This window comes from Reyranella sp. (assembly GCF_004297405.1).
In the GTDB taxonomy this organism is placed as follows: Bacteria; Pseudomonadota; Alphaproteobacteria; order Reyranellales; family Reyranellaceae; genus Reyranella.
Window position 1 is genome coordinate 30,075 of sequence record NZ_SCVC01000043.1, and the last position, 24,637, is coordinate 54,711.

Sequence of the window (24,637 nt, forward strand, 5' to 3'; positions counted from 1 at the left end):
AATAGAGATGTCGCTCACCGCAATCTCACCGGTGAGCTTGAGTTCATTCTGGTTCAGGGTGTTCAGTTCCTCTGACGGGTCAGGTTAAGAGGATTGCGAATCCGAGCCGAAATCGCCTCACTGATCTTGTTCTTCTGGGCAAGATCAGCTCTTAGGCGTTTGATCTCGGCTTCCATGGCCTCCTTACGTTCTTGGTTCGCACGCGCGTATGCAGCCACTTGCTCGTTCAGTTCGGCGTTCTGCTCCTTGAGGTCGGCGATCTCGTGCTCCATTCGATTCATCTGCTTGAGCCAAGGTGCGCCCTCAGCAACCGCGATCATCGCAGCTTCCTCCCGAGCGGGCTGCAGATGAGCTTGGCTCCGGAATTTAGCGATCTGGCGCTTTTGCCCCTCATTGGTCGCAAGAGCCTCGGCGAGCTTGATCCGTAGGACGGCCTCAGACGTTTCTTCCGGGATCGCCGCTACCTGTTGCTGGCCCTTCACCTTGTCGGCTGCCTTCTTCGAACGATAAGCCTGCTTGCGCTCCCGCTCCGCCTGCCTCCGGTTCTCGGCGAGACGTTCCACGTCGGGAAGGAAAACCTCTGGAGCCATGTAACCGATCAGGTCGAGGTCGATCCCGCGCTCTGCCGCAATCTTGACGACGGCCTCGTGTCGAAGCTGAGCCTGCATTGTCGTGCGGTGCATATGATGTACATCAGCGTACTGCACACGACCGGGCTTGCGGGCCTCGGTGTCCCACATCCACTGCGGCGGAGCACAGTCGAAGAACTTAACGAACTCGTCGTGGAGGTTCGCAACAGCGAAGAACCTGTCGGCCCAGATGTCGCGATGCCGGTCCTTGAACGAAATCCAAAGGGACTCCACCAGCTTCAGCAGGCCATTGCGATCCGTTCCATCGACTACTGTTCTCATTCGCGAGAGGACGCTGCCCTCTGCGGGGTCGGGCTTGAACGTCCTCACGGTTAGGTACCAGTTGATGAGGTCGTGATCCTCCTCGCGCTTCAGATGTATGAACTTGCCGACGATTTCCATATCGATCCTCCAAACGTAAAAGGGACTCCAGTCCACGCGTCGGCTAAACTTCCGGACTGGAGCCCCATTCGTGACGAGCTAGGCTCGCTTTGGAGAATCTCTGACTGATCGTGTTGCCGACGCGATCACCCTTATTTAGGGCTGGGAAGAGAAATCGATGCTCTATCGAAGCTGGGGCTATCGATGAGTCGGTTCAAGCCATCGACCAGATATTGTTTGGATCGTCGGTGTTGGCTGTTCTGGATGATCGCTCAGTCGCCTATTGGCTCCTTCGCTATATACACCAGAGATGGGACATCGGCGTCGCGTCCCATCATAGAAGACATACTAATAATTCTTCTTATCTCTATTACTTAACTAAGAATCATTACTAAGATTCTAATCAAGTTAATTAACTAAGAGAAGAATAGAAGATTATATCTTCTATGATGGGACAGGCCGAATTGTCCCATCGCTCATACAAATGGACGAGCCTGACAGGCGAGCGATCAGGCTTCGCCTCAGACGATCCCGTTCGGAACGAACAGACAGGCCCGCGAGGGTGAGCGGCCAATAGGACCACTGACCCAACGGCCAGACGCACCATTCTAACCGACCACGCTCTTCCTCTCGATCGATCAGAAGCCGAAGCTGCAAATACGCGAGCGGTCCTTCGACGGTATTGCATTGGTCTACACGCGGCGCTCATTGTGCCTGGAGCTGATCTTAGAATGTGCTTGCCGGGTGTACTTCTCAGTGTTTGGCAGGACCTTCGAGAAAACGAGGGAGCCAGCTGCTTTAAGCGCGAGTTCGCCGACCTGCTGGGCCGGCTCGAAAGTGGCCGCTGCTCTAGCGAGCTGCCAACGCATGGTCGCGATGGCTCGCTGGCAATCAAAGTCGAGCGTGCATTGCGTGCGCGATTGTCCAGACCTACTTTCGAGGCACGGCCGGCTGACCAAGGTCTGCCATGATCATTTCCAGACTGTAGAGGTCCTCTGCGTCTGGTCTAGGTGTACTAGCTTGTATCAGTTGAAGTCGGGCTTCGTGCAACCCGAGGTCCACGCAAAGTGTCACGACTTGACCGAGCGTACACCCGGCCTCATTAGCGAGCTGGCGTATCGAGTCTGCCGTCTCCTGTGGAATTCCTCTGAGTGTTAGTCGCATTCATGTGCCCTCCTCGTACTATTTAGGCTGACAGCACATTCGGGAGATTCACGAGCTCGACGGACTTTGGCGCCATCTGACTTCTCGAAGTGCCAGTTCAAATGTTGGCGCTTGTGACTTCGACTTGACGTCTTCGATGTGGCCGCCTCAGTGTAATCCGAACGCGATCCGCGCGCGACTAGTCACGCACAAACCGCACGAACCGCAGCTAATCTCAGGATGGGCCGGATCCGCTGGACACGTGACACCCGCCGCATGCCGACCCCATGGGGCCTTTTCCAACACGACTGCGGATCTCTCCCCTTCGCCTCCACTGAACCTAATCCGAAACCGATCCCATCGCAGCGACGCCTCTTCGATTGCCGCCCCAATCTCCGACTGGCGCGTATGGGCTGTGAAGCCAAACACATGGAGCGGCCTGATCGCTTGAACCGCGCTTAGCCAAAACTTGGCATAAGGCAGATCGGCGAAGTCACCAAGGGAATGCAGTCGCACCGCTACTCCCGAAGAGAATACCGAGGCGAGATTCTCTAGCTCAATTGTTAGTTTGGCACGAAGGGCCGCATCTACAATGAACCGTGTCGCCAGCTGCATTCTGTTCCGTAGCATGAAGCCCGCACTTGGCAGGCCATGGGGCACGTCGTGCGTTCGGGCAGCGAGAGGCTATAGATTGGCATGCCTCGCCACAGGCCCTTACTAAAATGTGAGCCCAACTTCTTGCTATGCCGGCCCGGCTTCAGCACTCGATCGACACTGGCGGCAGACCGAACCATGGCCGGAAAGAGTGGCCGATCCTCAGCCACGGCAGGGTGCAGCGAGCCAAGCACGAGCGGGCCGTTCCTTCCGCGATCCTTATATCGCCGAACCGGGTTGTTCATTGAAGCATCCTCGCAACAACGGGCTCCGCGAGATCGGCCGGCACAGTTCGGTGGGTACCATTGGGGAGGACTAGCAACAATGTCGGAATATCTGGCTTTGGCACGCACAGCCTTAGCGAAATGTCCTTCGTGTCTGTGCTGCTCTCTTTACTCGACAGCATTTCAGTAATCTCATTTCGTTCGGCCCACAGTCGTGCCAGAGTCCACACGCCACCGGTCTTAGTGATACGCAGAGCAAGCTGCGACGGTTCGCGGCACCCCTCCTCGAACCATTGATGCGCAAGCGCTATTGCAGCGCCATAGCGGCTAATCTGATCTCGGCTGATGGTTTTCCGACGCAGCGATCCATCCCCCTGGAGTTGCGTCTCGAAGTGCCGGAAGATCACGTGCGCCACTTCTCGGTACTCTTGGCTGCGCCCTTTCGTTTTGATCTCGAGAGGCGCCACGAACTTCTCCCAGGCGTCGAGATCGGCGCGCCTGATCGACGCCATGCGGACACCTGCGACGACTACGTGGGCAGCGGAATCGCGGATCGATCCTGCAGCTTGGACCATCGCTTCCAAATTCTTCGACACTTCTAGATCGATCTGACGCAGGCTCATGAGATTGTCGTGTCGTGCAACATTGCACCGTGAGCCAGTACCGATGGCCTGCAGCATGCAGTTCTCCTTCGTCGAGGCTGCGTACACCGACAACGGCGCACCGCATCTCTCCGGAAGTCTATTGGAATTTCTTTGAAGAGCACGTTCAGGACCGGCGGCGACCGACGCGGCACGGCCCAGAGGGCTTAAGCTGTCATTTCGACGAACTTCATATTCGTACGTCGCCCTTCCACGTGAATACTACAAATATACAGGCGAAGAGCAGAAAAGTCAAGATTGAATCAAAGATTGAATCACAACCACTCGTCTCGGCGAATGAATATGACTGCGATCTCGTTCGACCGAGTTGAGTCGCAGTGAGGATCAGTAGTGTTAAGCAGAAGAAGGCCAGAGAGACTTCACAACACTTCGGCTTACTGTGCTCGCGTTACCTTCTTTCTGCTTCACCAGCCAGAATGTTTGCGTCGATCAAATCGGATCGCATTCCCGTTGCTCTCCGTCAGCACAATTGGATTCGCACTCGGCAGGTACTTCGCATCACCTTGCCAATGCACATCAAGAAGAATGAGCTCCCCTTCATGAGAGATCTCGGCCCAACAGCCGAATACCCATTGCGGTTCCTCGCCGGCGCTCACATGCACTTTGTTGAATAAGATTTCTAAGCGATCTCCCCTTCCACAGTAAATCAGTTCACTTTGATGCTCGCCAAGCTCAAACAATTCATCGCCACTCACCGAGGCGATAAAGAACTCGCTGGATTGGTGTGCGCTAGGCTCAGTCTTGCGGATCATGCCTGCTTGGTGCCCCGCCGTAGATGATTCCATTACACTCATTGTCATCTCTCATCAGTTGATACCTGACTAGTAAATGAGTCACTGCCGCCTCCTGTTCAAGGCAGTGGCGCGGCCCATTTTGACCAATCAGCACGCGCTACTCGCTTTGAGCCTCTCCTCGAGAGATTGTCGTGTGGCGCATCATTGCACCGGCGACCTGAGCCAAATTCTGCGTGAATAGGGGAATCGCGGGCTATTCATGCGGCACCTAACTTCAACCTCAGCATGGTTGATCCCTTCGGGCTTAGCTTGCGCTGACGCGACTACCTTGCTTTCGCCCCCTGCTCGACCTTCGGCGAACCAAACTAAAGGCGCAGCATGGCCTGCGCCCACCAACACTCCATTCTTTCGTCATCCAGAGCGCCCAACGAGCCCCCCCAAACTGCAGGGACACCTCCATAAGTAGGAGGGCTTTCATGAACGAACCTGGATCTCTAGTTAGACTGGCGTCCCGTTTGATACTGCCGACCGTCGGCTACCGACACTTGTTTGCCTATGCCCGATTCCTGGACATCGCTGAGCTACGAGCGATCGGGCTTCAACCTCACTTTGTGACTCTCGCGCGGTACAAGGGCCGCCGTTGGATCATCAACGAAAGTGGGGAACCCACCATTGTGCCTAGGCGCGGCCATCAAGTGTTCGGGATAATCTGGAAGGTACGTGAGGTTGAGCTTGCCGCATTGGACATCCTCGAAGGAGTACCGCATCTCCACGAGCGCTACGGATCGTTCGCCACGACTGCTGAGGGGGTGCTATGCATCAGCGAGTTTTATTGCAGCAAGGACCAAAGACTTGGCGTAGGGAGCGCATCGTTGCTCGCTCCCATTCTTAGCAGCGCGCGGCATTGGGGGTTCACCCGGGAGTACATTGATGAGCTGGCACAGTGGGCCTCTGCACGCCAAGGGGAGCCGGTTGGGGCACTCAATGAGTCAGTTTACCCCCCTCACCGAGTACCTCCGACGGCGGCTAAGGCGGACAAGCTTCGATGAGGCCGAGACTTTCAAGCAAATCCTCTTACTCGAACGACTGGCGTTCACGCCGTTGCGGGATTGGCGGGGCGAAGTTGTCTTCCTTGGGCTTTGCGCGATGTTTCCGGCCGAAGCGCAAATACTTATGCGCGAGGCGAGATGCGGAGGCGCCGGAAGCATCTCACCGTCGACGATCTGCCTAGATTGGCGCGAGTTTGCCGGGCCAAGAAGTGATGACCAGCGGCAGCTCTTTTGGCGAGAACGCATTGCTTGGCTGCAAGCCGGCGGGAAGCTCTAGTCACCTGATCTATTTCGGCGATTGCAGCGGACAGACCACAGCGAAGCCGCTTGATCACGTCCTCGCGCCAAATCCACTCCTGATAGATCGACCAGCGTTCATATTTCCCATCCAGCAGCCTAGCGAGACGCGCGACGATCGCACGCTCGGCCGGATCCGCGCCGCGAGGTCCTTGTCGCCTAACAGCTCCTGAACCGCCAACTCAAGTAGCTACCACGCCTGAATCCGATGGAGCGCCGCAAGCAAGTGCCCGGTCACGATTAAGTATCAAATCGCCTCAATCGTGCTCGCTTTCTGCCTACAAGCAGCCTAGTGCCCGTCTCAAGTCTTTACTGTTCAGCCGCTCTAGTTCGGGTTTTGGAACGACGTGACTGTGGTCCGCCTGATTTCAGGCTGGCGGCTTCGAGCTTATCATCAACTTTCGGAGCTCTTCCAAGATCTCGGCTGACGGCGTCGCAACAATGCCGCTCGACGACCATCCATTGGTGAATTCCGATAATTCTCCATCTTGTGACACGAGCGCGTAGCAGCTGGCGCCTTTCTGTCCCTCGAGGGGATCGAGAACGAACTGATCGACGGCCACTTTCCGAGCAGCACGCGCGCCGCGCACTCTAGTCCGAACATCGGGATCTGCGACGTCTGCTGAAAGATCGACCTCTTCAACCGTCGGCTTGTAAACGGCCGATATCCAGTGAGGATCAATTGAGCGGACCGGCATAACTGAGATGCTGTCTTCGTCCCACCCACCACAAAGAACGGGCTTACTGGAATCAAAAGCGCTGTATGCGCCATTCAGAATGCTACGGCATTCTTCCTCATCGGCATTGGTCACGTAGTGGGACGTGAATTCCACAAAGCACACCAATCTGGGTAATAATCCCTTGCGGGCCGGTCGTTCCAGTCGCGCTACAGCCTCTCGGCCATCAAACAGTCGATCGGCGCCAACGAAGTCCCGAACTACGAATACCTCCTCATCGAAGCCATACCAGTAGAGACTGTTCGGGTCGTCGACTGACCAGCTCCTTCCCTCTCGAATGACCTTCCCAAGTTCCAATCGGCCCGACTGCCATTCCACCAACGTACTCTTTGCAACTCTCTTACGCGTTCTAGATCCACTAAGCATTTCATCACCTTGAAATCGAATCTCACGCGCTGTCTGGGCGCGCGCAACGTCCACATTGGATGTTGGTACGCCGAATGCCATCTAAGGCCACGATAACCCACGAATAGGATCGATCAGCGTGCGATTCGAGCTATAAGGTGTGCTCGATGCTTTGAGAGATAGGTCTACTTTCCCGCGCTTCAAGGCATTCCGAGAAAAGTCCACTTAGGACTGGTTCAGCCCCTCATGAACTGCAACTTCAGAATCACTTCCGTGCAGCCATTGCTGCTTTGGTCAATCTAGCGGCATTGGTCGCGATACCCGCATCGCCGACAGGCGACTGAGCGACAGGTTCTACTGTTCGCCGACACTCTCAGAGAGCGATAACGGCATCTCAATTGCGATCATCGCATCAGAGTAGCTGAGCAGCTCCGTGAGCGAATGCCGATCGCCTAGCCGGCACTGCGCGAGTTTATGAGCCGAACGTATCCGTGGAATTGAAGAAGCGCCCGGCATCATTCGGGCCATTGAATTGCTCAAGTGCCGTATCATAGAGGCGGCATACCATAGCTTGGCTGCCTCTACTCCCATTCGTCTTCTGGAATGAAGGATCTAAACGATCCAAGAGTGTTGCGAAACTCAGGTTCGGGAAGCCAATCCGGGGAGCCGGACAGTCGCGCCAGTACGGTCTTCATGAAAGGAATCGGCGCCGCACGCATACACTCGGATCTTTATTAAGTCATCCTGCAAAGGCATTAGGAGGTTTCAGTCGTATCGTACTCGAACGATCTTCTTTCCGAGCTCCGCAATGAAGCTTGCATGCGTGTATCGGTCATGGGCATCCGAACCCTCGTGTCCGGCAATGGCCATGCGGAGTTCCCTAGGGACGCCAGCTTCTGCAAGTTTAGTGATGAAGGTGTGTCTGAAACTGTGCGCGCGAACGCTAGGATCGGTCGTTATCTCGTCGATCACCCGGTTGATCCGTTTGGAAAGGGCATCGGTGGTCCCACCTTCGATCAGGCAATCATCGGGTTCCCGGTTAGCCAACAGCTTTTTGAGGACCCTGATGTACAGGGTCGGATGGATTGGAACCTTCCGGTATGCGGCCTTGGTCTTCCGCTTCCCCGCAGTGATCAGGTTGAACACCCGAATCTCTCCGACTTTCTCGACATTCCGCTTTCTCAACGAAGCGATTTCTGAGAGGCGCATTCCAGAGTAAGCCGCGATCATCATTGCCGGATGATCCAAGTGCTTGGGATCGAGAAGCTTCCGGACCTCGTCATCAGTGAAATTGCGGACCTTTAACTGGTCACCTTCGATGACCATGCGGTCGTTCACCCCACTAAACGGATTTGCTCCTCGGGAGAATTGACCAGCCTTGTAGATCAGCCTCAGTGCAGACAGTTCACGACCGATTGTGGCTTTTGCCGCATTCTTCATCATCAAGTGAGTGACGTATTCGTTTACGTGGCCGGGGGTGATCCGCGCCCCGTAGCACTGGCCATGGCTCAGCTCAAACCAGTGCGTAAAGTCCCGAACTGATTTCTTGTAGGCTTTGATCGTCTTCAGGCTCTGTGATGCTCGCTTCGCCCAGATCTCGGAAGCACCGACTAAGGTCGATCCTGGCCTATCTGGCTTAGTCTTTCTCGCGTAGCCTGTGCCTTCGGCCCACTCTAGCAACCGTTCGACAGATTCTACGATCTCATCGAAAATGAGGCCTTCGGTGGCCAGACCTCGAATCAAGGGAAAGTCGTCCTGATGGGCTTCGCTGATGATCGCGCTGATCGCTCCCTTCAGGTCGAAGTAGCGTTCGTCATGAACCTTGTTGAAGTAGTTCCCGAATAGCCAGCCGACGATCTGTTCGCGTCGGATCGGGTCAAGTCGATGGCCATTCAGTGCGGCTTGTCGATATTGAAGGATCGTCGATCTGAACTCTCGACCCGCCTCCACGGCGAGACGTTCCGCATGGATAGGATCATCGGTGTCGAAGATTTTCTGGAACTTCTTCTTATTGTCGAACTGCTCGCGAACATCCTTCGGAATACCTGCCTGAAACGCGAACTTCGCCCCCTTCCGTATCAACCCCTTCATGTTCGCACCTCCTGGAAGGAGTCTAGAATCGGGGTAATTTGGGGTAAAGATCAAATCAGCAGATGAAAAAAATCCCGTAAAATATGATGGATTGAAGTGTGGCGTCCCCGAGAGGATTCGAACCTCCGACCTCCGGTTTAGGAAACCGCTGCTCTATCCGGCTGAGCTACGGGGACGTAAGGGCTTCATAGCTCATCCCGCCTGGATTTGGGAATCCCGTTTGACCAGTGCCTAGGGCTCCCCGCGAGTGAAGCGCTCCACGAGCAGGAATTTCTGCACCTTGCCTGTCGGTGTACGCGGCAAAGCCTCGCTTTCGACGATGAATTCCTTGGGTGTCTTGAAGCCGGCGAGGTGCTGGCGGCAGAAAGCGTCGAGGTCCTGCGGTGTGACCGCCATATCCTGTTCAGTGACCACCAGCGCCGTAACTCTCTCGCCCCAGAGGTTGTCGGGAAGGCCGAAGACCGCGCAGTCGGCGACGCCCGGGCACTTCAGCAGGATCTCCTCGACTTCGGCGGCGTAGACGTTCTGGCCGCCGGTCACGATCATGTCCTTCTTGCGCCCGCGGATGGTGAGATAGCCCTCCGCATCCAGGCTGCCGAGATCACCGGTGTGGATCCAGCCATCGCGAAACGTCTCGGCCGACTTTGCGGGATTCTGGTAGTAGGCCGTCACCGCATTGGGAGAGCGCCCGACGATCTCACCGACCTGGTCCGGCTCCAGGGTCCGGCCGTTGTCGTCGACGATCCGGACTTCGGCGAAAGTAATCGCCCGCCCCACCGAATCGGACCGCCGCTTGCGATCCTCCGGCGTGCTGACGACCAGCGCGCCAGTCTCCTGCATGCCGTAATACTCGTAGATGTTCGGGCAGAGCTCCGCAGCCGTTTGCGCTCGAATACTTTCGGGCAACATCGCGCCGGCAAAAACGATGCCGCGCACTGAACCGAGATCATGCTTCGCCGCCGTCTGGGCCGGCAGCATCATCGCCGCCATGGTCGGCACGAGATTGAAGATCGTGACGCGTTCCGCTGCGATCAGGCGTAGCACCTCGTTGGGCTCGAAGTTCGCCAGCACATGCGGGATGCCGTAGAGCATCGACCCGGCGATCCAGGCGAAGCCGACGCGGCCAAAGGCTGGAAACACCGTCATCGTCACGTCGTGGCGTGACAGATCGAGCGCCTGAAACATCGAGCCCAAAGTACTGTTGTTGTACTGGGTCAGCAGATAGGACTTGGGCAATCCAGTCGTGCCCGAGGTGAGGTTGAAATAGAAGGGATCGGCCTCGTCGATCTCGATCTCGGGCGCCGTCGCGGGCGCCGCCGCCAGCAGGCCCTCGTAGTCGAGCGCGTGCCCCGTCTTTTCGCCACCGAACTGGATCAGGTGCTTCGTCGTCGCAGAAGCCTGCTCGGCCACCGACGCAAATCGGTCTTCGTAGATCAGGCCGGTCGCGCCCATCGCCCGCACCAGTTCGAGTATTTCGGCAGCGGCCAGCCGGTAGTTCAACGGCAGGCCAACAATGCCGGTGCGCGCCAGTGCGAAATAGATCTCGACGATCTCGGCACGGTTCGAGGTCAGGAAGGCAACCACATCTCCCTTCCTGAAGCTAAGGCCCAGAAGCGTCTGAGCCAGGCGATTGGTGCGCTCCTCGACCTGACGATAGTTGAACCGCCGATCAGTAGCGGCGCAGTAGATGGCAGGAGACTCAGGATGACGAATTGCGGCGGCCGTCAGAATGTTGCCGACCACCATCTTGCCGAGGGACCGTTCCATCGGTTGCTGCCTCCCACGTTGCCGTACCAGTTTGTACTGCTAGGCTGGCAGTCTGGAGGAATGAACACAATGTCGATGGTTCTGTCTGAACGGCGCGGATCGCTGGCGATCCTGACGCTCAACAATCCCGCTCAGTACAACGCCCTGGCGATGAGCCTGGTCGGCGATCTGAACGCCGCGCTCGATGCGGCGCTCGAAGCGCCGGCTGCGCGTGCCATCGTGCTGACCGGCGCCGGCAAGGGTTTCTGTTCGGGCGCGCAGTTCGGCGGCAACACGTTCAGCGCGGGCGCCGGCGTCACCGAACGCATGCGCGACGGCATCAATCCGGTGATCGACCGGATGCGCAGCCTGTCGATCCCCATCGTCGTCGCCGTCAACGGCGCGGCAGCCGGCGCCGGTGTCGGGATCGCACTCGCGGGCGATGTCGTGATCGCCGCGCGCTCTGCCAGGTTCATCCTGAGCTTCGCTCGCCTCGGCGCCGTGCTCGACGCCGGAACGTCACTCTTCCTCCAGAGGTCGATCGGTGCGGCGCGAACGCGCGCCCTCGCCCTCCTCGCCGAACCCTTGCCAGCCGAGACGGCCGAGAAATGGGGGCTGATCTGGAAGACCGTCGACGACGCGGCTTTGCTCGATGAAGCCATCGCTATTGCCGAGAAGCTGGCGAATGGTCCGCCGATCAGCCTCGGCCTGATCAAGGGTCAGCTCGAGGCCGCGTGGGCAGCGCCACTTGCCGCCACACTCGACAGCGAAGCCTCGACCCAAGGCCGCGCTTTCGTCACCGATGATCTACGCGAAGGCGCTGCTGCCTTCATGGAGAAGCGGCCGGCGCGATTCACCGGACGGTAAACGTCCTTCAGGGGCTGGGCAGTTCGATCCTAATCGAAGAGTCGAACTTGTAAATCATCTCGGCTTGTATACGCGCCCCCAGGACCTCGACGAGAGTCTGCCCGCCAACGGGCAAGCGGGTGGCTGGATCGAAATAGGCTGTGATCTGCGTCGTCTGCGGGCTCTTGGTTCTGACGTTCACCACGGCGGCATAGACGAAGGTCAGGTAGGATTTGCCGTCGACGTTTTGCACGCCTTGGCATTCGAGGTCGCGTTGGTCCTTGGTAACGAAGTAGCCGTTGAAAGGCGCTTCCTCCAACAAGTCCGCCAGCTTCTCCTTGGACATCTCGAGCCAGGGCCCTCCGGCGTTGACCCAACCTCTGTCGTCTTCAGTCACGATGATCTCGGCGGACCGCGTGCGGACGCGGAAAGAACGGGGCGGCAGGATTTGCGTAACGTGCATCGACTGCGCCACCTGCCCGCTCTGGTCCATAGTCCGCGGCGGCGTAATCGATATTGTCGTGGCGATCTCGTAGGAACCGGCCGTTAGAGTGACGCGGTTGATGTCGGCGAACTCGGCCGCACAATCGGCCCGTGCGACGCCTGTTCCCATGAGGAGCAGGCTGCCAGCTAAAGCCAATCCCGCGTTCGTGCGACGCATCGGTCCTCCGTTCGATCGCCAGGATCTCCCGTCGTGCCGTTTGTCTTCTCAATGAAAGCCCAGTGTGCGCCTTTTCAAGGGAAGTCGCAAAATATTGTCCGGAATCTGCATCGACGACGCAGCACATCGAGTGCGATTGGCATCTGGGTTAAGGCAGCACGTAGTTCAGGATCGCAATCTGGCGCAGCAGGACCTTGCGGATGATGTGAGCGGCCTTGACGTGCTCGGTGAAGATCGCCGCATCGCCGACGCTGCCGGCCGGAAGGCTTTCGGCCAACGCCGGATCGTCGAGCTTCACTCGTACCGCAAAGGGCAGGGCCTGAACCGGCGCCGGCGTTACCGCCAGCCCCGAAGCCTGGACCTGGCCGGTCGAGATCGCCTGCAGCACCGCGACGACCCGGCCCTTGTGAATCTGGCCCGGCAGGAATTTGAAGGTGAGTTCGACCTCCTGGCCCGGCGCGATGAAACGGCCATCGATCTGCGCCACCTCGACGCCAACCACGGTGTCGGACGTGTCGATGAAAGCCATCACAGGTGAAAGCGGCAGGTTGGCGACACGGGCGCCCTTGCGCAGGGCCAGATTGGTCACGTAGCCGTCCGTCGGCGCCCGCACCACGGTCTTGTCGAGGTTCCACTGTGCGCCCTCGATCTGAGCCTTGAGTTGTTCGACGCTGGCTTCGCGTTGCTGCACATCGAAGGCACGGCCGGCCTGGGTGCGTTCAAGCTGCGTCATCTGTTCGAGCCGCAACTCCTCGAAGCGGAGTTGGGCAGCCAGCGCATCGACCTGGGCGCGAAAGGGTACAGGATCGATCCGGAAGAGCACATCGCCCGCTTTGACCGGCCGGTTGGCCTCGACCGGCACTTCGATCACCTCACCCGCCACGTCGGCCACGATCGGCACGGATTGGCGGATCACGAGCACTTTGCCCTGCGGCGCGCCCCATCCCATCGGGATGAACAGGCCGAACAGCAACAGCACCAGAACCAGGGCCGGCGAGATCTTCCAGAAAAGCGTGAAGCGCACGATGCGGAGCTTCACCAGCGCGAACAGAAGAACCAGATAGACGTTGAAGATCGCGACGATCATTGGCGCGCCTCGCTCCGTCGAGGCGACGGCACGTCGACATAGGCCCAGATCAGCACGACCGGCCAGAGCACGAAGCCAAGGAACAACGTCACCCAGCCCGCCACTGTGACCGCCTCGACCCAGGGGTGGCCGCGCTTGCGGGCGATATGGCCGGGCAGAGAGCCCGCGATGGCGACAGTGGCAATCGCGCTCGCGACGAGAATGGCGAGTACGAGCCAGGCGAAGAGATCGAGCATGCCTTCCCCTTACTTCATTTCCTCGATATCGGGCAGCTTCCAGGTCCCATCGAGCAGGGCCTTCTCAGGCCCATAGAAGCGGAACAAGACCTCGAAACGTCCGCCAGGCCTGGTCGGTATCCAGTTGGACTCCTTGCCCTCCGGCGCGCTAGGGCCGAAGAACAGATCGACCGAGCCGTCGGCATTCCTTTTGAGGTCCGGACTCTGCGACGAACGGCCGGCGCGCGGCATATCGCGGATCAGCGTATGCGTCGCCCTGTCGTAGATCGTCGCCGACCAATATTGAGTGACAGGCGCTTTGGCCGGCACGGTCAGGCTGTAGGTCCGGGCACCGTCGAAATCCTGCCCCTCCTTGTCCTTGATCGTCATGAGGTAGAACTGGCCGGTACCGAGGTTCTTGGCGGTGAAGAAGGCAAGGGAGAAGACGAGGCCGCGGCTGTCGACGGGATAGCTGTCGGGCGTGTTGTAGTTTTTCGACGCCGACGCAAGGTACTCGGAAGTGACTGGCAGTGCCCAGCGACCGCCTTCGAAGAAGGGCGCAGCGAAGGCCTGCTCGTACTTCATCTCGAGCCAGGCATGAGCTTCTTCGGCAGCGTTGCTCAGGATCGTGCGCATCGCATCGTTGACGACGAAGGGCTTGCCACGCTCGATGCCGATCGACTTGAGCTGGTCGATCATCACCTTGTCGCGGACGAGCCACGGCTCCGCCTGCACCTGGCGATCGAGCGCCTCGAAGAAGCGGGCGCTATAGGGGATCGCCGCCTCGAACATCGTACCCAGGGCATCGGCGAACTTGGTGGACGATGGCTTGGCGGCCTGCGACAGCGGATAGACCTTGATGCGCTTGCCATAGTCGACAGCCTTGGCGATGTCGGCCTCGCTGCCGCTCTTGAGGATCGAGCGCAACAGGGCATAGCCGCGGTAGGTATCCGACGGCAGGACGATGTAACCTGGGGGCGGCTTCTGCTTATAGTCCGGCGGCAGGACGAGATATTTGCCGCCCTTGCCTTTGTCCGCACCGGCCGGCCCGACATCCTCCAGGGGCACCTGCCAGACGTTCATGATGGTGCCGTTGATCAAGCCCGTGTCGGCAGGCGGGATCTCGATCACCACAGGTCCGACTTCCTTCGTGTTGATGAAGGGCATGAAGTAGATCGCGTCGGGATTGGGCGTCAGCGTCTGGTTCTTCCAGTCGAGAAGTCCCGACCAGTAGACGATCTCGTTGAAGCCACCTTTGCCCAGGCGAATCATGGCCTGGAACATGAGGTCATAGTTGACCACCGGCATGCCCCAGATCACCGCCTCGACCGCGCGGCGCTCGGCAGCGCGACTGGCAAGGTCATCGGACTTCTGCGGCTGCGCAAAGGCAGCCCCCGCAGTGGCGAGCAGTGCGAGGATCGCGAGGGCTCGATGGAGCATGACGTTCCTCCCTGGTCAGAACCGGTACGAGATCGCCACCTGGCCCCAGTCGCCGTTCAGTCTATTGGTGTTGCTGATGTCGTGCAGCCACTTCAGGACGATGGCGGCACGCCCCTTCAGCGCTTCCGGTGTCCACAGGATCGCCGGCCCCAGGCCGAACGACTCTCCCATGAAGGGGCCCAGCACGGCACCGCTGCCGCCGTCGCCGTCGATCTGCTTGTACCAATAGCCCTGCAGACCGATGGCGAGGGTCGGCACGATGAACTGGTTGATCATGAAGTCGAGATGGAACTCGTTGCCCGACTTGTAGTCGGTCGCCGGATTGACGGTGTTGATCATGACGCCCGACAGCACGGTGATCTCGGTGAGCGTCGCCTTGTGGAACCAGGTAACGCCGAGCTGGGTATCGAAGGCCCAGTAATTGCGCCCGACATTGATCAGCGAGTCGCCGTTGTAGCGGCCAGTCGGCGCCACCACCCACTGCGCCAGCTTCACATGGAATTCGCCGAAGCTCCAATAGAAGGCAAACGGATTGAGCAGCATGTCGCCGAAGCCGGTATCGGACGCCGAGCTGGAGAAGCCGCCGAACAGGCGCGTGTCGAGCGAGGTGGTCATGGTGGCCGTACCGACCACCGGCGCAGCCGCGCCGACTTGCAGGCGGCCGCCGAGGATCGGCTGACTGAATGTGTAAGAGCCCGCGAGATACTCGTAGAGCGCGAAGGCCGTGAGGCCGAAGGTAGCACGGCCACGCAGCACTGCCCTCTGCGCCTGGCCGCCGAACATCAGGGTTTGACTGGCGGCAGTGAAGCCGGGCTCCGGCGGCACGGCGGTCAGGAAGGTGCCGAAACCGCCCGCGAAGTAGTAGCTCGCGGCCCCTTCGGTCGCCTGTGCGGCCGGCGCACCCAGACAAGTAGCAACAATTGCAATGGATGCCAGAGATCGAGAGAAAGCGCGGTGGATCGACATGCCGAACCTCCGGACAAATCAGCCAGAACCGGCAGCCATCCTACGCCCGGTGCAGATCACCCGATACTCCTCGCCCTGCACACCTGAGGAAGTGCCTCTTCAGCGATCCTTATCGCCCATCGCGGGTTCGGCGTTTTCCTCTCCGAACAATTTCAGCCGATAGTCGAGGAGTTTGTAGCCACGCCGCCTCGCTTCTTCCTCGATCAGCAGCGTGAGCCGCGCATCATCGACTTCGATGATCTCGCCGGTCGCCACGTCGATCAGATGCGGATGAGGCGCCCGCCCCATCCGCTCGTACCGCGCCTTGCCATCACGGAAGGTGTATCGCGTGACGATGCCCGCCGCTGCCAGCTTGTTCAGCACGCGATAGACCGTTGCCACGCCAATCTTGCGATCCTGGCCGACGACGCGGCGATGGATCTCGTGTGCGCAGGGATGATCGGCAGCGGCATCCAGCACATCGAGCACCAGGCGCCTTTGCCCGGTGAGCTTGATGCCGCGCTCGCGGCAGAGCTGCTCGAGGTCCGTTGCCACGGTCATCGGCCAACCTTCCGGTCGAGCCTCAGTTCGACTTCCCTGTTACCGGCGTCGGCAACGGCGGCATCTCTGCGCCACTTGCCTGCACCAGCGTCAGGGTCGTCACGTAGCTCGCCGTATCATAGGCCTCCTCGCCGCGCTTGCCCGGTGTCTTGTCGGTGTGACGAATCTCGAATGCATAGGCGCCGCGCCATGGCAGGGTGATTTCGAAGTTGCCGCTTTCATCGGTGTATTCGCTCTTCGACCAGCCGAAGGCCGCCACGATCTCGACTTTCGCCTTGGCGAGGGGCTGACCTTTGAAGAAGACCTGGAACTTGTTGCCGCCTGCCGGCACCACGTCGAGCGCGAGCAGCGGCTTTTGCGGTGCACGATCCGTAACGAAACGCGCGGCCGGCCACCACAAGGAGCGCGTCGTGACGCCGTCTCGCGTGCGCACCGAAATCGGATAGCGCGAATCTTCGGCAACAATGCTGTCACCGGCCTTGGGCTCGCCTGCACCGACGAAACCCTTGGCCGTCTTGTTGAGCGTCAACGTGCGCTCGCCGGCAGCCGAGACTGTCTTTGCCTGCAGTTGCAAGCGATCGAGCAGACCTGGCGAGGTTTCGCGCAGGTTCTCACCGAACTCGCCGAAGCATACTTGTATGCCCTTGCCTTCGGGCTCCAGCCAGATGTGATGCGCTGAGGCATTGCCTGCGAACAAGGCGAAAGCCGCCGTCAGGATTGTCGCAAGACCGGTCACGTATTTCATGAAGCACCTCTCGAGGAAATTGCCTTGGTGTCGTGTGTAATTACCGTGCGTGGCCCAAGCCGGCGCGCTGCCACGGCGGCCAGGCCGGCGCCCAGCAGCAGGAGAAGATCCATGCCAGCGACCGACCAGAGGTGGCGCTGGGCGAGACTGCGGCCGAGATGATCGCCGGTCGTGAGCCAGTTCAACAGCACGGCGGCGACCGCGAGACAGACGATCGCGCGGCTCTGGTCGAGCCAGGCGCGCGCTGGCAGCAACCAGGCATGGGCGAAGGTCGCCAGCCAGACGAAATAGAAGATCCAGATCTCGAGAGCGAAGCGTTCAACGCCGAGGAAAACGATGCCGGGTGGCAACAGGCGATTGGCGACGAAGAAGGAAAGCGTGGCGACGATGATACCCGTCACGCTGCCGATCGTGAGGCCTTCGACCAGGCGGACGCCTTGCAGCCCGAGTTGCTGATGTTTCTTGCGCCGCGATTCCAGCCAGAAGAGATAGCCGCTGGCGATCAGCACGCACCCCACGAGACCCAACCCGAAATAGAGCCAGCGCAGGGTCCAGTGACGGAACTGGATCCAGTGCAAACCAGCAATGAAGCGCTGCGTGGTCAGGACCGGCGCGCCCGCGGTCCGGTGATGCAACAGCGCGCCCGTGGCGCCATCGAAGGAGGCCGTGTCCGTCCGGGCGACCACCCTGTCCTCGCCAGGGCGGACGGCCTGCACCAGCGCCGCAGCATCGCCCGGATTGCGCACGACCAGCGAGCGCGGCGAGTCGCCATCCCACAGCTTTGTCGTTTCGGCGACCATCGCATCCAGTGAGGCCAGTTCTCCCGGCTTGTTGACCTTGGGCCGGTTGTAGAGGTCGAAGGCTTCCTTGGCGAAGACCTGATTGTTGCCGCCGTAAGCAACCTGCAAGCTGCTCGGAAAATAGGTCATGTAGAAGATGATCAGGCCCGACAGCGTGATGGCCATGTGGAAGGGAAAGCCCAGCACGCCGGTCACATTGTGCAGATCGAGGATCAGCCGCCGCGGCTTCTTCTCAGCGCGGAACGTAAAGAAGTCGGTGAAGATCTTGCGGTGGATCACCACGCCGGCGACGCAGAGCGCCATCATCGCCATGCCTGCGAAACCGACGATCCAGAGGCCAATGTTCCAGGCGCGGAGATGCAGGTTGAAGTGGAAGGGGAAGATGAATCGTGTGCCGGCCCAAGTACCCGGATCGGGCAATGCATGGCCGCTGACGGGATCGAGATAACGGACCACCGGTCCCGTCGCATCGCGCCAGGTGACCCGGATCATCGGCTGGCGCTCGGTCGGCAACAGGGCCGCCCAGAAGGCCGAACGCGCCGCCGCCGCTTCGTCGATCGTGGGCCGTAGCGCGTCGAAAGAGATCGGCTTCGCGGGCAGCGCGAGCCGGGTCATCGGCGCCATCCAGCGATCGATCTCGCGATCGAACACCGAGAGCGTGCCCATCCAGAAGATCGCGAACAACAGGCCGCCCAGCACCACCCCTGCCCAGGTGTGCAGCCAGTTCATCGAACCGCGGAAGGTCGGTTCCATCTCAGGCACCGCCACCCAGGCGAACGATCCCCCAGGCACCACCCCACGAGGAGGCGCCGGCCGCGACCAGCAGTCCCGCGAGATGGGACAGCCGGCGGACCGCGAAGGCCGAGATCAGGACGGCGAGATAGATGACGAAGGCCAGCATCGACGCCAGCACCACTGCCTCACTACGCGGCAACGGCGTGAGCACCGGCAACACCACGGCAAGTTGCGCGGCGACACCTGCCGCGACGGCATAGCCGCCGCCGATCGCCAGGATCAGGCGCAACACGACGGCAATGCCGCGCGGAGCCGTCATGATCAGAAGTCCGTCGTGAGGGAAAGACGGAACGTCCGCGGCGCACCCAGATTCATGGTGTTGACGTTGTCGCCGCCGGACCAGTAGTTGGCGTCGAGAACATTATCGACGTTGAAGCGCAATGCGATCGGCTTGCCGGTCGGGCTCTGCACATTGTCGAACGTGTAACGGACGCCGAGGTCGAAGCGTGTCCAGTCCGGCAGGCTGCGCCGCGGCAGGGTAGTGTCGATATACTGCGAACCGGTGTAGACGACGCGGCCGCTCAACGTCAGTCCACGCACCATCGGCAGATCCCATTCACCGCTGAGGTTGAGGGTAAAGTTGGGCGCAAACGGCGCTGTCCAGCCATCCGTCGCACCGCCCTGCGTCTTCATCAGCAGCGCATTCAGGAACATCACGCCGCCCAGCAGCCGGACACCCTCGATCGGCTCGCCGAACACGTTGATCTCGAGGCCTTGATTGCGCCGCTCGCCATTCAGCGTGAGCGTGTTGGTCGCCACGTCGGTGATGGTGCTAGGTTGGGTGATCTGGAAGAGGCTCGCCGTCGTGGTGAAGCGGCCCCAATCGACCTTCACGCCGGCCTCGAACTGCGTCGACTTGTAGGGCGGAAAGACATCGCCGGCATTGGCGAACGTCGAGCCGACGACGGTGCCCGGCTGCAGGCCCTGAATGAAGTTGCCGTAGACCGTGACGTTTTCCCAAGGCTTGAAGATCAGCGCCACCGAGGGGCTGAGAGCACTCTGGTCGTAGCTCGTGGTTTGTGCGCCGGTGGTGACATTGAAGTTGGCCGACTTCACCTGCTGCAGGCGGGCGCCGACTGTGAGCTGGATACGCTTGTTGGCCGCCGACAAGGTATCGGCGAAGGCCAGGCTCGACAGCGTCGTAACGCCCGTCTTGTTGGCGGCTGGCATCGGCACGTAGACCGGCGCCACGCTATTGGGATTGTAGATGTTCGTGGCGAACGGCGTACCTAGGACCGCACCGGTGCCGAACGTCTGGTCGAGCGTTGTCGCCGTGACCGCGATCTCGTGGCCAATCGGACCAGTATCGGCGAGCGCACGGACACCGGCCTCGGCGCTCAGGAAGGTATAATACTGGCTGAAGGCCGTCGGCGTGGTCGTCGCGCTGCCATTGAAGTTGTTGATGACCACGCTCGCCGGCGCAAGGTAGGTCGTGCGATTGTCATGCGCCCCGAAGGTGGCATAGGCGGTGATCTTCTCCGTGATGTCGAACTCACCGCGAACGACGCCAAAGAGGTCCTTGCGCAGGGTGTTGCTCCACGACTGGCCCTGGTTGGTGCGGACATTCGGTGCCCAGGGTAGCGGGACGTTGGGTGCCACGCCGAGGTAGGGGACAAGGCCGGTGATGTATTGGTTCTGGTAGCCGAGATCGGCCGAGAGCCGCACGCGCTCGCCGCGAAAGTCGAGACCGAGAACGGCGAGTGCGCGCTGGTCGGTATTGTTCTGGACGGCCGTCTCGCCACCACGGAAGACACCGTTGAAGCGGACGCCGAACTGCTTGTCGTCGCCGAAGCGGCGCGCAATGTCGGCATGGCCGCCGAACTGCGTGCCTGATGCGTAGTTGGCCGTGATCTGTGTCAGATCCTGGTCTGGCGCACGCTTGGGCACGACATTGACGGTGCCGCCGATGCTGTTGCCCGGCGGCATGCCGTTCAGCATGGCACTCGGCCCGTTCAGCACCTCGATACGCTCCGCCAACTCCGGCATCAGCGAATTGACCGGCAGCATGCCGTACAGGCCGCCATAAGACGTCGACATGGCGAGCACATTGAAGCCGCGGATGGTGATCTGATCCGGCCCGACGCCGCCATCGGGCGCCCAGGTGCGCACCGAGGGATTGTCGACCATCACTTCGCGGATGGTCTTGGCCTGCTGGTCCTGCACCTTCTTCGCCGTGAAGTTCGTCTGGTTAAACGGCGTATCCATCACGTCGCGATTGCCGAGCAGGCCGAGCTGGCCGCCCGTCGCCACCTGGCCGCCTGCATAAGGGGGCGGGATATTGTCGATCATCGCCTGCTGCGGGACGTGAGCACCCTGGACCTGTACGGGATCGAGCTGCAGCGCTCCTGGCGCGGTCGACAGGCGTTGCAACAGCGCCGTGTTACTGCCCGTCTTGCGAAAGGTGATGCCGGTGCCAGCCAGCAGACGCGCCAACGCCTGCTCTGCCGTCATCGTACCGCTGACACCGGGCGAAGAGACGCCGCGCGCCACGTCACCGTCGACGGAGACCTGCATGCCGGACTGCCGGCCGAACGAGGCCAGCGCATCGGTCAGCGCCTGCGCCGGAATGGTGAAGGCGATCTGACGTTGCTGCGCAATCTGTGGCGACGGCGCATCATCCTGCGCCGCCGCGCGATCCGGAAGAGCGAACGCCGTCATCGTCAGCACGCCACAAAGAACGCCGCGCGCACGTGCCGGCCCGCCAACTCCCCACATCGTCACACTCCACCCCTGCTCTCATCGGGACAGGACGTGACGTCATCGGAATGCGTCTCAACATCGTGCCTTCGCCCAAACAACGACCGGGCTTTTGGTTTTTTCGGGCCGCTCGAAGATTTTTCAGAAAGCCACGAGCAGCCAGGGCGAGACCTGCCTCACCGAGCCGCCATGCACACCGACGATGGCGCGCAGCGCCGCGACAGGATCGGACAGGTTGTAGACGCCGGTTACGCGGCGGCCGCGCAACGCGCTGTCGGCGATGACGATGGCGCCCGACGTGTAGCGGCGCAGTTCGTCGACCACGTCGGCCATCGGCCGATCGCGCGCCACGATCTGACCATGCAGCCATGGCGCCACTTCCTCGGGCGGGATGGCACCGCGCTCGACCTTGCCGCTCCATCCGACCTGCGCCCAGTCGCCCGGCTCCAGCCGCAGTGCGACCGACGGACGCGACGCGGCATTGTCGACGCGCACCAGGCCGGTCCTCACCGCGACTTCGGCACTCGCGCCGACGAAGCGCACATTGAACGACGTGCCGAGCACCGTCGTTTCGACATCGCGCGCCACGACACTGAATGGACGCCGCGGATCGGCCGTCACTTCGAAGAAGGCTTCGCCCTTGAGCAGGCGGACGCGACGACTGTCTCCGGCATAAGCGACCTCGATCGCGCTGCCGGGGCCAAGCCGCACCATGCTGCCATCGTCGAGGCCGAGCGAGCGCACCTCGGCGGTCGACGTCACCTGATCGGCTTGCAGGCGCACCAGAACGTCGGGACCAAAAGCGAAGGCAAGACAGGCCGCCAATGCCAGACCAACTGCACCGGCATAGGCTCGGCGTCGGCCAAAAGACGGGCGCACCACGGGTGCCTGTCGCACCGGCGCCGCGGTCGCCATCACGCCGTAGATGTCCGAGGTATTCACCCAGGCCGACTCGTTGGTCGGGCTGGCGGCGCGCCAGGCGTCGATACGCGCACGCAGGCCGGCGTCCTCGGGCTCCTCCTCCAACGCGACGAGCCAGCGGGCCGCCTCGAGCGTGGCGCGATCTTCTTCCTCAGGCGGCGGCTTCATATCCAGTAGACGCTCGGGCTGGGAGAAATTTCGCTCGCCAGCTCACGGGGTGGCGGCGGGCCGCACGCGACGGCGGCAATGGGCGATGCCCTGGGCCACGATCTCGTGGGCGACGGTGATGGAAATGCCCAGCTCGGCTGCGATCTCGCGCAGCTTGAAACCACCGAAGCGGTGCATCTCCACGGCGCGGCGCGTGCGTTCCGGCAGCTCGGCCAGCGCTTCGTTCAGGAGGCGCAGCTCCTGCCGCGACGCCGTTTCCGATTCCGGCGAAGGATAGTCGTCGGCCCGCGTGTCGAATTCGGGAGCCGTGGGCTCGCTGCCAACGACGACCGCGCGTTCGCGCGTCAGGCGGCGGCGGCCATCGACCGCGAGATTGCGCACGATGCGGTAGAGAAAGCCGACCGGCTCGTCGAGAGGATGCGCAGCGCTCGCCGCGCCGAGGCGCAGCCACGCCTCCTGCACGACATCCTCAGCCCGTGCCCGATCGCCGACGATGGCGCTGGCGTAATTCACCAGCTCGCCGCGATGGGCCAGGTAGAGAGCCAGAACGCTTCGGTCGTAGACCACCCTGCTCACGCTTCTGCACGTGCCTAGCTGGCACAAGATGCGAATGATTCGCAATTGAACTTATAGGCAAGTCGGGAGGAGCAGGCAAGACGATGGCTGGCCGGCGCTCAGCCTTGCCGATCGTAACGTTCTTCTCGGGTCTGGGCCTGGGTGATCTGGCTTTGCGGCGGCACGCTCTGGGTCAACCAGACACTGCCACCGATCGTCGAACCACGGCCGATGGTGATGCGGCCCAGGATGGTAGCGCCGGCATAGATCACGACATCGTCTTCGACGATCGGGTGGCGCAACCGGCCCTTGATCAGAGAACCCGTCTCGTCGGCGGGAAAGCTGCGCGCGCCCAAGGTCACGGCTTGATAAAGCCGCACACGCTCGCCGATCACGGCCGTCTCGCCGATCACGACGCCGGTGCCATGGTCGATGAAGAAGCTGCCGGCGATCTCCGCACCGGGATGGATATCGATCCCTGTCAGCGAATGGGCGATCTCGGAAATCTGCCGCGCCAGGAAACGCGCACCCAGCCTGTTCAGCGCATGGGCCAAGCGGTAGTGCATCACCGCGGTCATGCCTGGATAGACCAGCAGGATCTCCGGATAGCCGGTCGCTGCGGGATCACCGGCATAAGCCGCCCGCAGATCGCTGACCAACAGGCCACGGATGACGGGAAGGCCCTCGGCGAAGTGGCGAACGATCGAGCGCGCGCGGCGATCGATATCCGCCTGCGGTCGCGGCTCGGCATCCGTGAAAGGCAAGGTGCGGCGCAGGTGGTCGTGCAGCGCCGCCAGCGCTTGCTCCAGCACCGTGCCGACATAGTCATCGATCATCTCCGGCGTCGGCGGCATTGCCGGATCGCGGCGTTCGAGCTGGCCATAGTGGGCGGGAAACAGAGCGCGTGCGAACTGGCCCAGCATCTCCTCGATCGCCGCACGCGACGGCGGCGGCCGCACGGGTCCGCGATAACGCACATTGTGCAGGACGTCGCGCGACTCTCTCAGCCCCGCCACGACGGCGCCGATGTCGAGATCCGCATCGGCACTCAGAGCATCACCGGCCATTGTTCCCTCTCGCAATCGACCCGCCGCGTCGCACGCGGTACCCGATGAATCAACCCAGGCCGCGACATTGGTTGCGGGGGAATGAGCAGAAACTTCTCCGCACGATAAGGCGCGGGAAAATTCCACACCGCAACAACACACGAGAGAGATCAATCAGGTCGTTGTCGCCGAGGCAGCCCTAGAAAATGTCCTAGGTTTCTAAGGTGCCACCGGCGTCAGCAGCACGCTGTGCGCCGGCGCACCGCCCAGCGCTAGCCAGCCCTTCGCCGCGGCGAACGCAACCGCGGCGTCGATTGCCATCGTGCTTTCCCCGTCGAGATGGTCCTGCACGCGATCGAGTGCGATCCAGGCCTGATGCTCGCCGCGCACATCGCGCACGGCATGGCAGACGCGGACGGCGAGCTGGTCGACGGTCGGTCTCGCAATCATGGCACGGCCTCCA

Annotated in this window: 22 protein-coding genes and 1 tRNA gene; 2 read left to right on the forward strand and 21 right to left on the reverse strand. The window is 61.0% G+C overall.

From position 1 onward, the window contains the following. Nucleotides 1-62: 62 nt before the first annotated feature. The 3 genes from EPO50_RS27935 to EPO50_RS27945 all read right to left on the reverse strand — a co-directional run bounded on the left by EPO50_RS27935 (nucleotide 63) and on the right by EPO50_RS27945 (nucleotide 4,445). Nucleotides 63-1,031: a hypothetical protein gene (locus tag EPO50_RS27935; RefSeq protein ID WP_296349747.1), complete on the reverse strand. Its 969-nt coding sequence runs from the start codon at nucleotides 1,029-1,031 to the stop codon at nucleotides 63-65. 2,017 nt (nucleotides 1,032-3,048) lie between these two features. Beyond that, the gene (locus EPO50_RS27940; RefSeq protein WP_296349748.1) at nucleotides 3,049-3,711 is read right to left on the reverse strand and encodes a hypothetical protein; all 663 of its coding nucleotides are present in this window, start codon (nucleotides 3,709-3,711) and stop codon (nucleotides 3,049-3,051) included. Nucleotides 3,712-4,097: 386 nt separating this feature from the next. Then, on the reverse strand, nucleotides 4,098-4,445 hold the full coding sequence (locus tag EPO50_RS27945; RefSeq protein WP_296349750.1) for a hypothetical protein: 348 nt from the start codon (nucleotides 4,443-4,445) through the stop codon (nucleotides 4,098-4,100). A gap of 458 nt (nucleotides 4,446-4,903) precedes the next feature. On the opposite strand from EPO50_RS27945, the gene EPO50_RS31595 reads away from it, so the two are divergent. Beyond that, nucleotides 4,904-5,476, forward strand: a complete 573-nt coding sequence (locus EPO50_RS31595; RefSeq protein WP_367268068.1) for a gamma-glutamylcyclotransferase family protein — start codon at nucleotides 4,904-4,906, stop codon at nucleotides 5,474-5,476. A 665-nt stretch (nucleotides 5,477-6,141) separates the two neighbouring features. On the opposite strand, the gene EPO50_RS27950 is transcribed toward EPO50_RS31595, so the two are convergent. The 4 genes from EPO50_RS27950 to EPO50_RS27965 all read right to left on the reverse strand — a co-directional run bounded on the left by EPO50_RS27950 (nucleotide 6,142) and on the right by EPO50_RS27965 (nucleotide 10,713). After that, a complete protein-coding gene (locus tag EPO50_RS27950) occupies nucleotides 6,142-6,957 on the reverse strand; it encodes a hypothetical protein (protein ID WP_296349752.1) in 816 nt (271 codons plus the stop codon). A 663-nt stretch (nucleotides 6,958-7,620) separates the two neighbouring features. Continuing rightward, a complete protein-coding gene (locus tag EPO50_RS27955) occupies nucleotides 7,621-8,946 on the reverse strand; it encodes a tyrosine-type recombinase/integrase (RefSeq protein ID WP_296349754.1) in 1,326 nt (441 codons plus the stop codon). Nucleotides 8,947-9,045: 99 nt separating this feature from the next. Further along, nucleotides 9,046-9,122: transfer RNA gene (locus tag EPO50_RS27960), tRNA-Arg, on the reverse strand. 55 nt (nucleotides 9,123-9,177) lie between these two features. Then, nucleotides 9,178-10,713 (reverse strand): class I adenylate-forming enzyme family protein, encoded by a 1,536-nt coding sequence (locus EPO50_RS27965; RefSeq protein WP_296349756.1) that lies wholly within the window; start codon nucleotides 10,711-10,713, stop codon nucleotides 9,178-9,180. Nucleotides 10,714-10,782: 69 nt separating this feature from the next. Between EPO50_RS27965 and EPO50_RS27970 the strand changes: the two genes are divergently transcribed. Further along, nucleotides 10,783-11,559: an enoyl-CoA hydratase-related protein gene (locus tag EPO50_RS27970; RefSeq protein WP_296349758.1), complete on the forward strand. Its 777-nt coding sequence runs from the start codon at nucleotides 10,783-10,785 to the stop codon at nucleotides 11,557-11,559. A 7-nt stretch (nucleotides 11,560-11,566) separates the two neighbouring features. On the opposite strand, the gene EPO50_RS27975 is transcribed toward EPO50_RS27970, so the two are convergent. The 14 genes from EPO50_RS27975 to EPO50_RS28040 all read right to left on the reverse strand — a co-directional run bounded on the left by EPO50_RS27975 (nucleotide 11,567) and on the right by EPO50_RS28040 (nucleotide 24,624). Then, the gene (locus tag EPO50_RS27975) at nucleotides 11,567-12,199 is read right to left on the reverse strand and encodes a hypothetical protein (protein ID WP_296349760.1); all 633 of its coding nucleotides are present in this window, start codon (nucleotides 12,197-12,199) and stop codon (nucleotides 11,567-11,569) included. Between the two features lie 148 nt (nucleotides 12,200-12,347). Next, a complete protein-coding gene (locus EPO50_RS27980; RefSeq protein WP_296349762.1) occupies nucleotides 12,348-13,286 on the reverse strand; it encodes an HlyD family secretion protein in 939 nt (312 codons plus the stop codon). Further along, on the reverse strand, nucleotides 13,283-13,522 hold the full coding sequence (locus EPO50_RS27985; RefSeq protein ID WP_296349764.1) for a DUF3302 domain-containing protein: 240 nt from the start codon (nucleotides 13,520-13,522) through the stop codon (nucleotides 13,283-13,285). Before EPO50_RS27985 ends, EPO50_RS27980 begins: the two co-directional genes overlap by 4 nt. 9 nt (nucleotides 13,523-13,531) lie before the next feature. Further along, on the reverse strand, nucleotides 13,532-14,941 hold the full coding sequence (locus EPO50_RS27990; RefSeq protein WP_296349765.1) for a DUF1254 domain-containing protein: 1,410 nt from the start codon (nucleotides 14,939-14,941) through the stop codon (nucleotides 13,532-13,534). A gap of 15 nt (nucleotides 14,942-14,956) precedes the next feature. After that, entirely contained in the window at nucleotides 14,957-15,907 is a 951-nt protein-coding gene (locus tag EPO50_RS27995; RefSeq protein ID WP_296349767.1) for a transporter, read from the reverse strand. A gap of 99 nt (nucleotides 15,908-16,006) precedes the next feature. Next, nucleotides 16,007-16,447, reverse strand: coding sequence for a Fur family transcriptional regulator (locus EPO50_RS28000; protein WP_296349769.1), 441 nt, complete (start codon nucleotides 16,445-16,447; stop codon nucleotides 16,007-16,009). 22 nt (nucleotides 16,448-16,469) lie between these two features. Beyond that, nucleotides 16,470-17,192: a DUF4198 domain-containing protein gene (locus EPO50_RS28005; protein ID WP_296349771.1), complete on the reverse strand. Its 723-nt coding sequence runs from the start codon at nucleotides 17,190-17,192 to the stop codon at nucleotides 16,470-16,472. After that, on the reverse strand, nucleotides 17,189-18,745 hold the full coding sequence (locus EPO50_RS28010; protein WP_296349774.1) for a PepSY domain-containing protein: 1,557 nt from the start codon (nucleotides 18,743-18,745) through the stop codon (nucleotides 17,189-17,191). The genes EPO50_RS28005 and EPO50_RS28010 overlap by 4 nt, the downstream gene beginning before the upstream one ends. Nucleotide 18,746: 1 nt before the next feature. Next, entirely contained in the window at nucleotides 18,747-19,046 is a 300-nt protein-coding gene (locus EPO50_RS28015) for an iron transporter (protein ID WP_296349776.1), read from the reverse strand. A 2-nt stretch (nucleotides 19,047-19,048) separates the two neighbouring features. After that, nucleotides 19,049-21,502, reverse strand: coding sequence for a TonB-dependent receptor (locus tag EPO50_RS28020; RefSeq protein ID WP_296349778.1), 2,454 nt, complete (start codon nucleotides 21,500-21,502; stop codon nucleotides 19,049-19,051). A 123-nt stretch (nucleotides 21,503-21,625) separates the two neighbouring features. Continuing rightward, nucleotides 21,626-22,573 (reverse strand): FecR domain-containing protein, encoded by a 948-nt coding sequence (locus tag EPO50_RS28025; protein WP_296349780.1) that lies wholly within the window; start codon nucleotides 22,571-22,573, stop codon nucleotides 21,626-21,628. Nucleotides 22,574-22,615: 42 nt separating this feature from the next. Continuing rightward, nucleotides 22,616-23,149 (reverse strand): sigma-70 family RNA polymerase sigma factor, encoded by a 534-nt coding sequence (locus EPO50_RS28030; RefSeq protein ID WP_296349782.1) that lies wholly within the window; start codon nucleotides 23,147-23,149, stop codon nucleotides 22,616-22,618. Nucleotides 23,150-23,247: 98 nt separating this feature from the next. Next, nucleotides 23,248-24,195, reverse strand: coding sequence for a serine O-acetyltransferase EpsC (gene epsC, locus EPO50_RS28035; protein WP_296349784.1), 948 nt, complete (start codon nucleotides 24,193-24,195; stop codon nucleotides 23,248-23,250). A gap of 198 nt (nucleotides 24,196-24,393) precedes the next feature. Then, entirely contained in the window at nucleotides 24,394-24,624 is a 231-nt protein-coding gene (locus EPO50_RS28040) for a hypothetical protein (protein ID WP_296349786.1), read from the reverse strand. Nucleotides 24,625-24,637 lie beyond the last annotated feature (13 nt).

What these genes read in the sequence shown, in the direction of transcription:
- EPO50_RS27975 (WP_296349760.1), bottom strand. Translation starts at nt 12,199, where the DNA reads ATGCGTCGCACGAACGCGGGATTGGCTTTAGCTGGCAGCCTGCTCCTC.
- EPO50_RS27940 (WP_296349748.1), bottom strand. Translation starts at nt 3,711, where the DNA reads ATGCTGCAGGCCATCGGTACTGGCTCACGGTGCAATGTTGCACGACAC.
- EPO50_RS27945 (WP_296349750.1), bottom strand. Translation starts at nt 4,445, where the DNA reads ATGATCCGCAAGACTGAGCCTAGCGCACACCAATCCAGCGAGTTCTTT.
- EPO50_RS28010 (WP_296349774.1), bottom strand. Translation starts at nt 18,745, where the DNA reads ATGGAACCGACCTTCCGCGGTTCGATGAACTGGCTGCACACCTGGGCA.
- EPO50_RS28025 (WP_296349780.1), bottom strand. Translation starts at nt 22,573, where the DNA reads ATGAAGCCGCCGCCTGAGGAAGAAGATCGCGCCACGCTCGAGGCGGCC.
- EPO50_RS27935 (WP_296349747.1), bottom strand. Translation starts at nt 1,031, where the DNA reads ATGGAAATCGTCGGCAAGTTCATACATCTGAAGCGCGAGGAGGATCAC.
- EPO50_RS27980 (WP_296349762.1), bottom strand. Translation starts at nt 13,286, where the DNA reads ATGATCGTCGCGATCTTCAACGTCTATCTGGTTCTTCTGTTCGCGCTG.
- EPO50_RS27965 (WP_296349756.1), bottom strand. Translation starts at nt 10,713, where the DNA reads ATGGAACGGTCCCTCGGCAAGATGGTGGTCGGCAACATTCTGACGGCC.
- EPO50_RS28005 (WP_296349771.1), bottom strand. Translation starts at nt 17,192, where the DNA reads ATGAAATACGTGACCGGTCTTGCGACAATCCTGACGGCGGCTTTCGCC.
- EPO50_RS27955 (WP_296349754.1), bottom strand. Translation starts at nt 8,946, where the DNA reads ATGAAGGGGTTGATACGGAAGGGGGCGAAGTTCGCGTTTCAGGCAGGT.
- EPO50_RS27970 (WP_296349758.1), top strand. Translation starts at nt 10,783, where the DNA reads ATGTCGATGGTTCTGTCTGAACGGCGCGGATCGCTGGCGATCCTGACG.
- EPO50_RS28000 (WP_296349769.1), bottom strand. Translation starts at nt 16,447, where the DNA reads ATGACCGTGGCAACGGACCTCGAGCAGCTCTGCCGCGAGCGCGGCATC.
- EPO50_RS28040 (WP_296349786.1), bottom strand. Translation starts at nt 24,624, where the DNA reads ATGATTGCGAGACCGACCGTCGACCAGCTCGCCGTCCGCGTCTGCCAT.
- EPO50_RS27950 (WP_296349752.1), bottom strand. Translation starts at nt 6,957, where the DNA reads ATGGCATTCGGCGTACCAACATCCAATGTGGACGTTGCGCGCGCCCAG.
- epsC (WP_296349784.1), bottom strand. Translation starts at nt 24,195, where the DNA reads ATGGCCGGTGATGCTCTGAGTGCCGATGCGGATCTCGACATCGGCGCC.
- EPO50_RS27990 (WP_296349765.1), bottom strand. Translation starts at nt 14,941, where the DNA reads ATGCTCCATCGAGCCCTCGCGATCCTCGCACTGCTCGCCACTGCGGGG.
- EPO50_RS28015 (WP_296349776.1), bottom strand. Translation starts at nt 19,046, where the DNA reads ATGACGGCTCCGCGCGGCATTGCCGTCGTGTTGCGCCTGATCCTGGCG.
- EPO50_RS27995 (WP_296349767.1), bottom strand. Translation starts at nt 15,907, where the DNA reads ATGTCGATCCACCGCGCTTTCTCTCGATCTCTGGCATCCATTGCAATT.
- EPO50_RS31595 (WP_367268068.1), top strand. Translation starts at nt 4,904, where the DNA reads ATGAACGAACCTGGATCTCTAGTTAGACTGGCGTCCCGTTTGATACTG.
- EPO50_RS27985 (WP_296349764.1), bottom strand. Translation starts at nt 13,522, where the DNA reads ATGCTCGATCTCTTCGCCTGGCTCGTACTCGCCATTCTCGTCGCGAGC.
- EPO50_RS28020 (WP_296349778.1), bottom strand. Translation starts at nt 21,502, where the DNA reads ATGTGGGGAGTTGGCGGGCCGGCACGTGCGCGCGGCGTTCTTTGTGGC.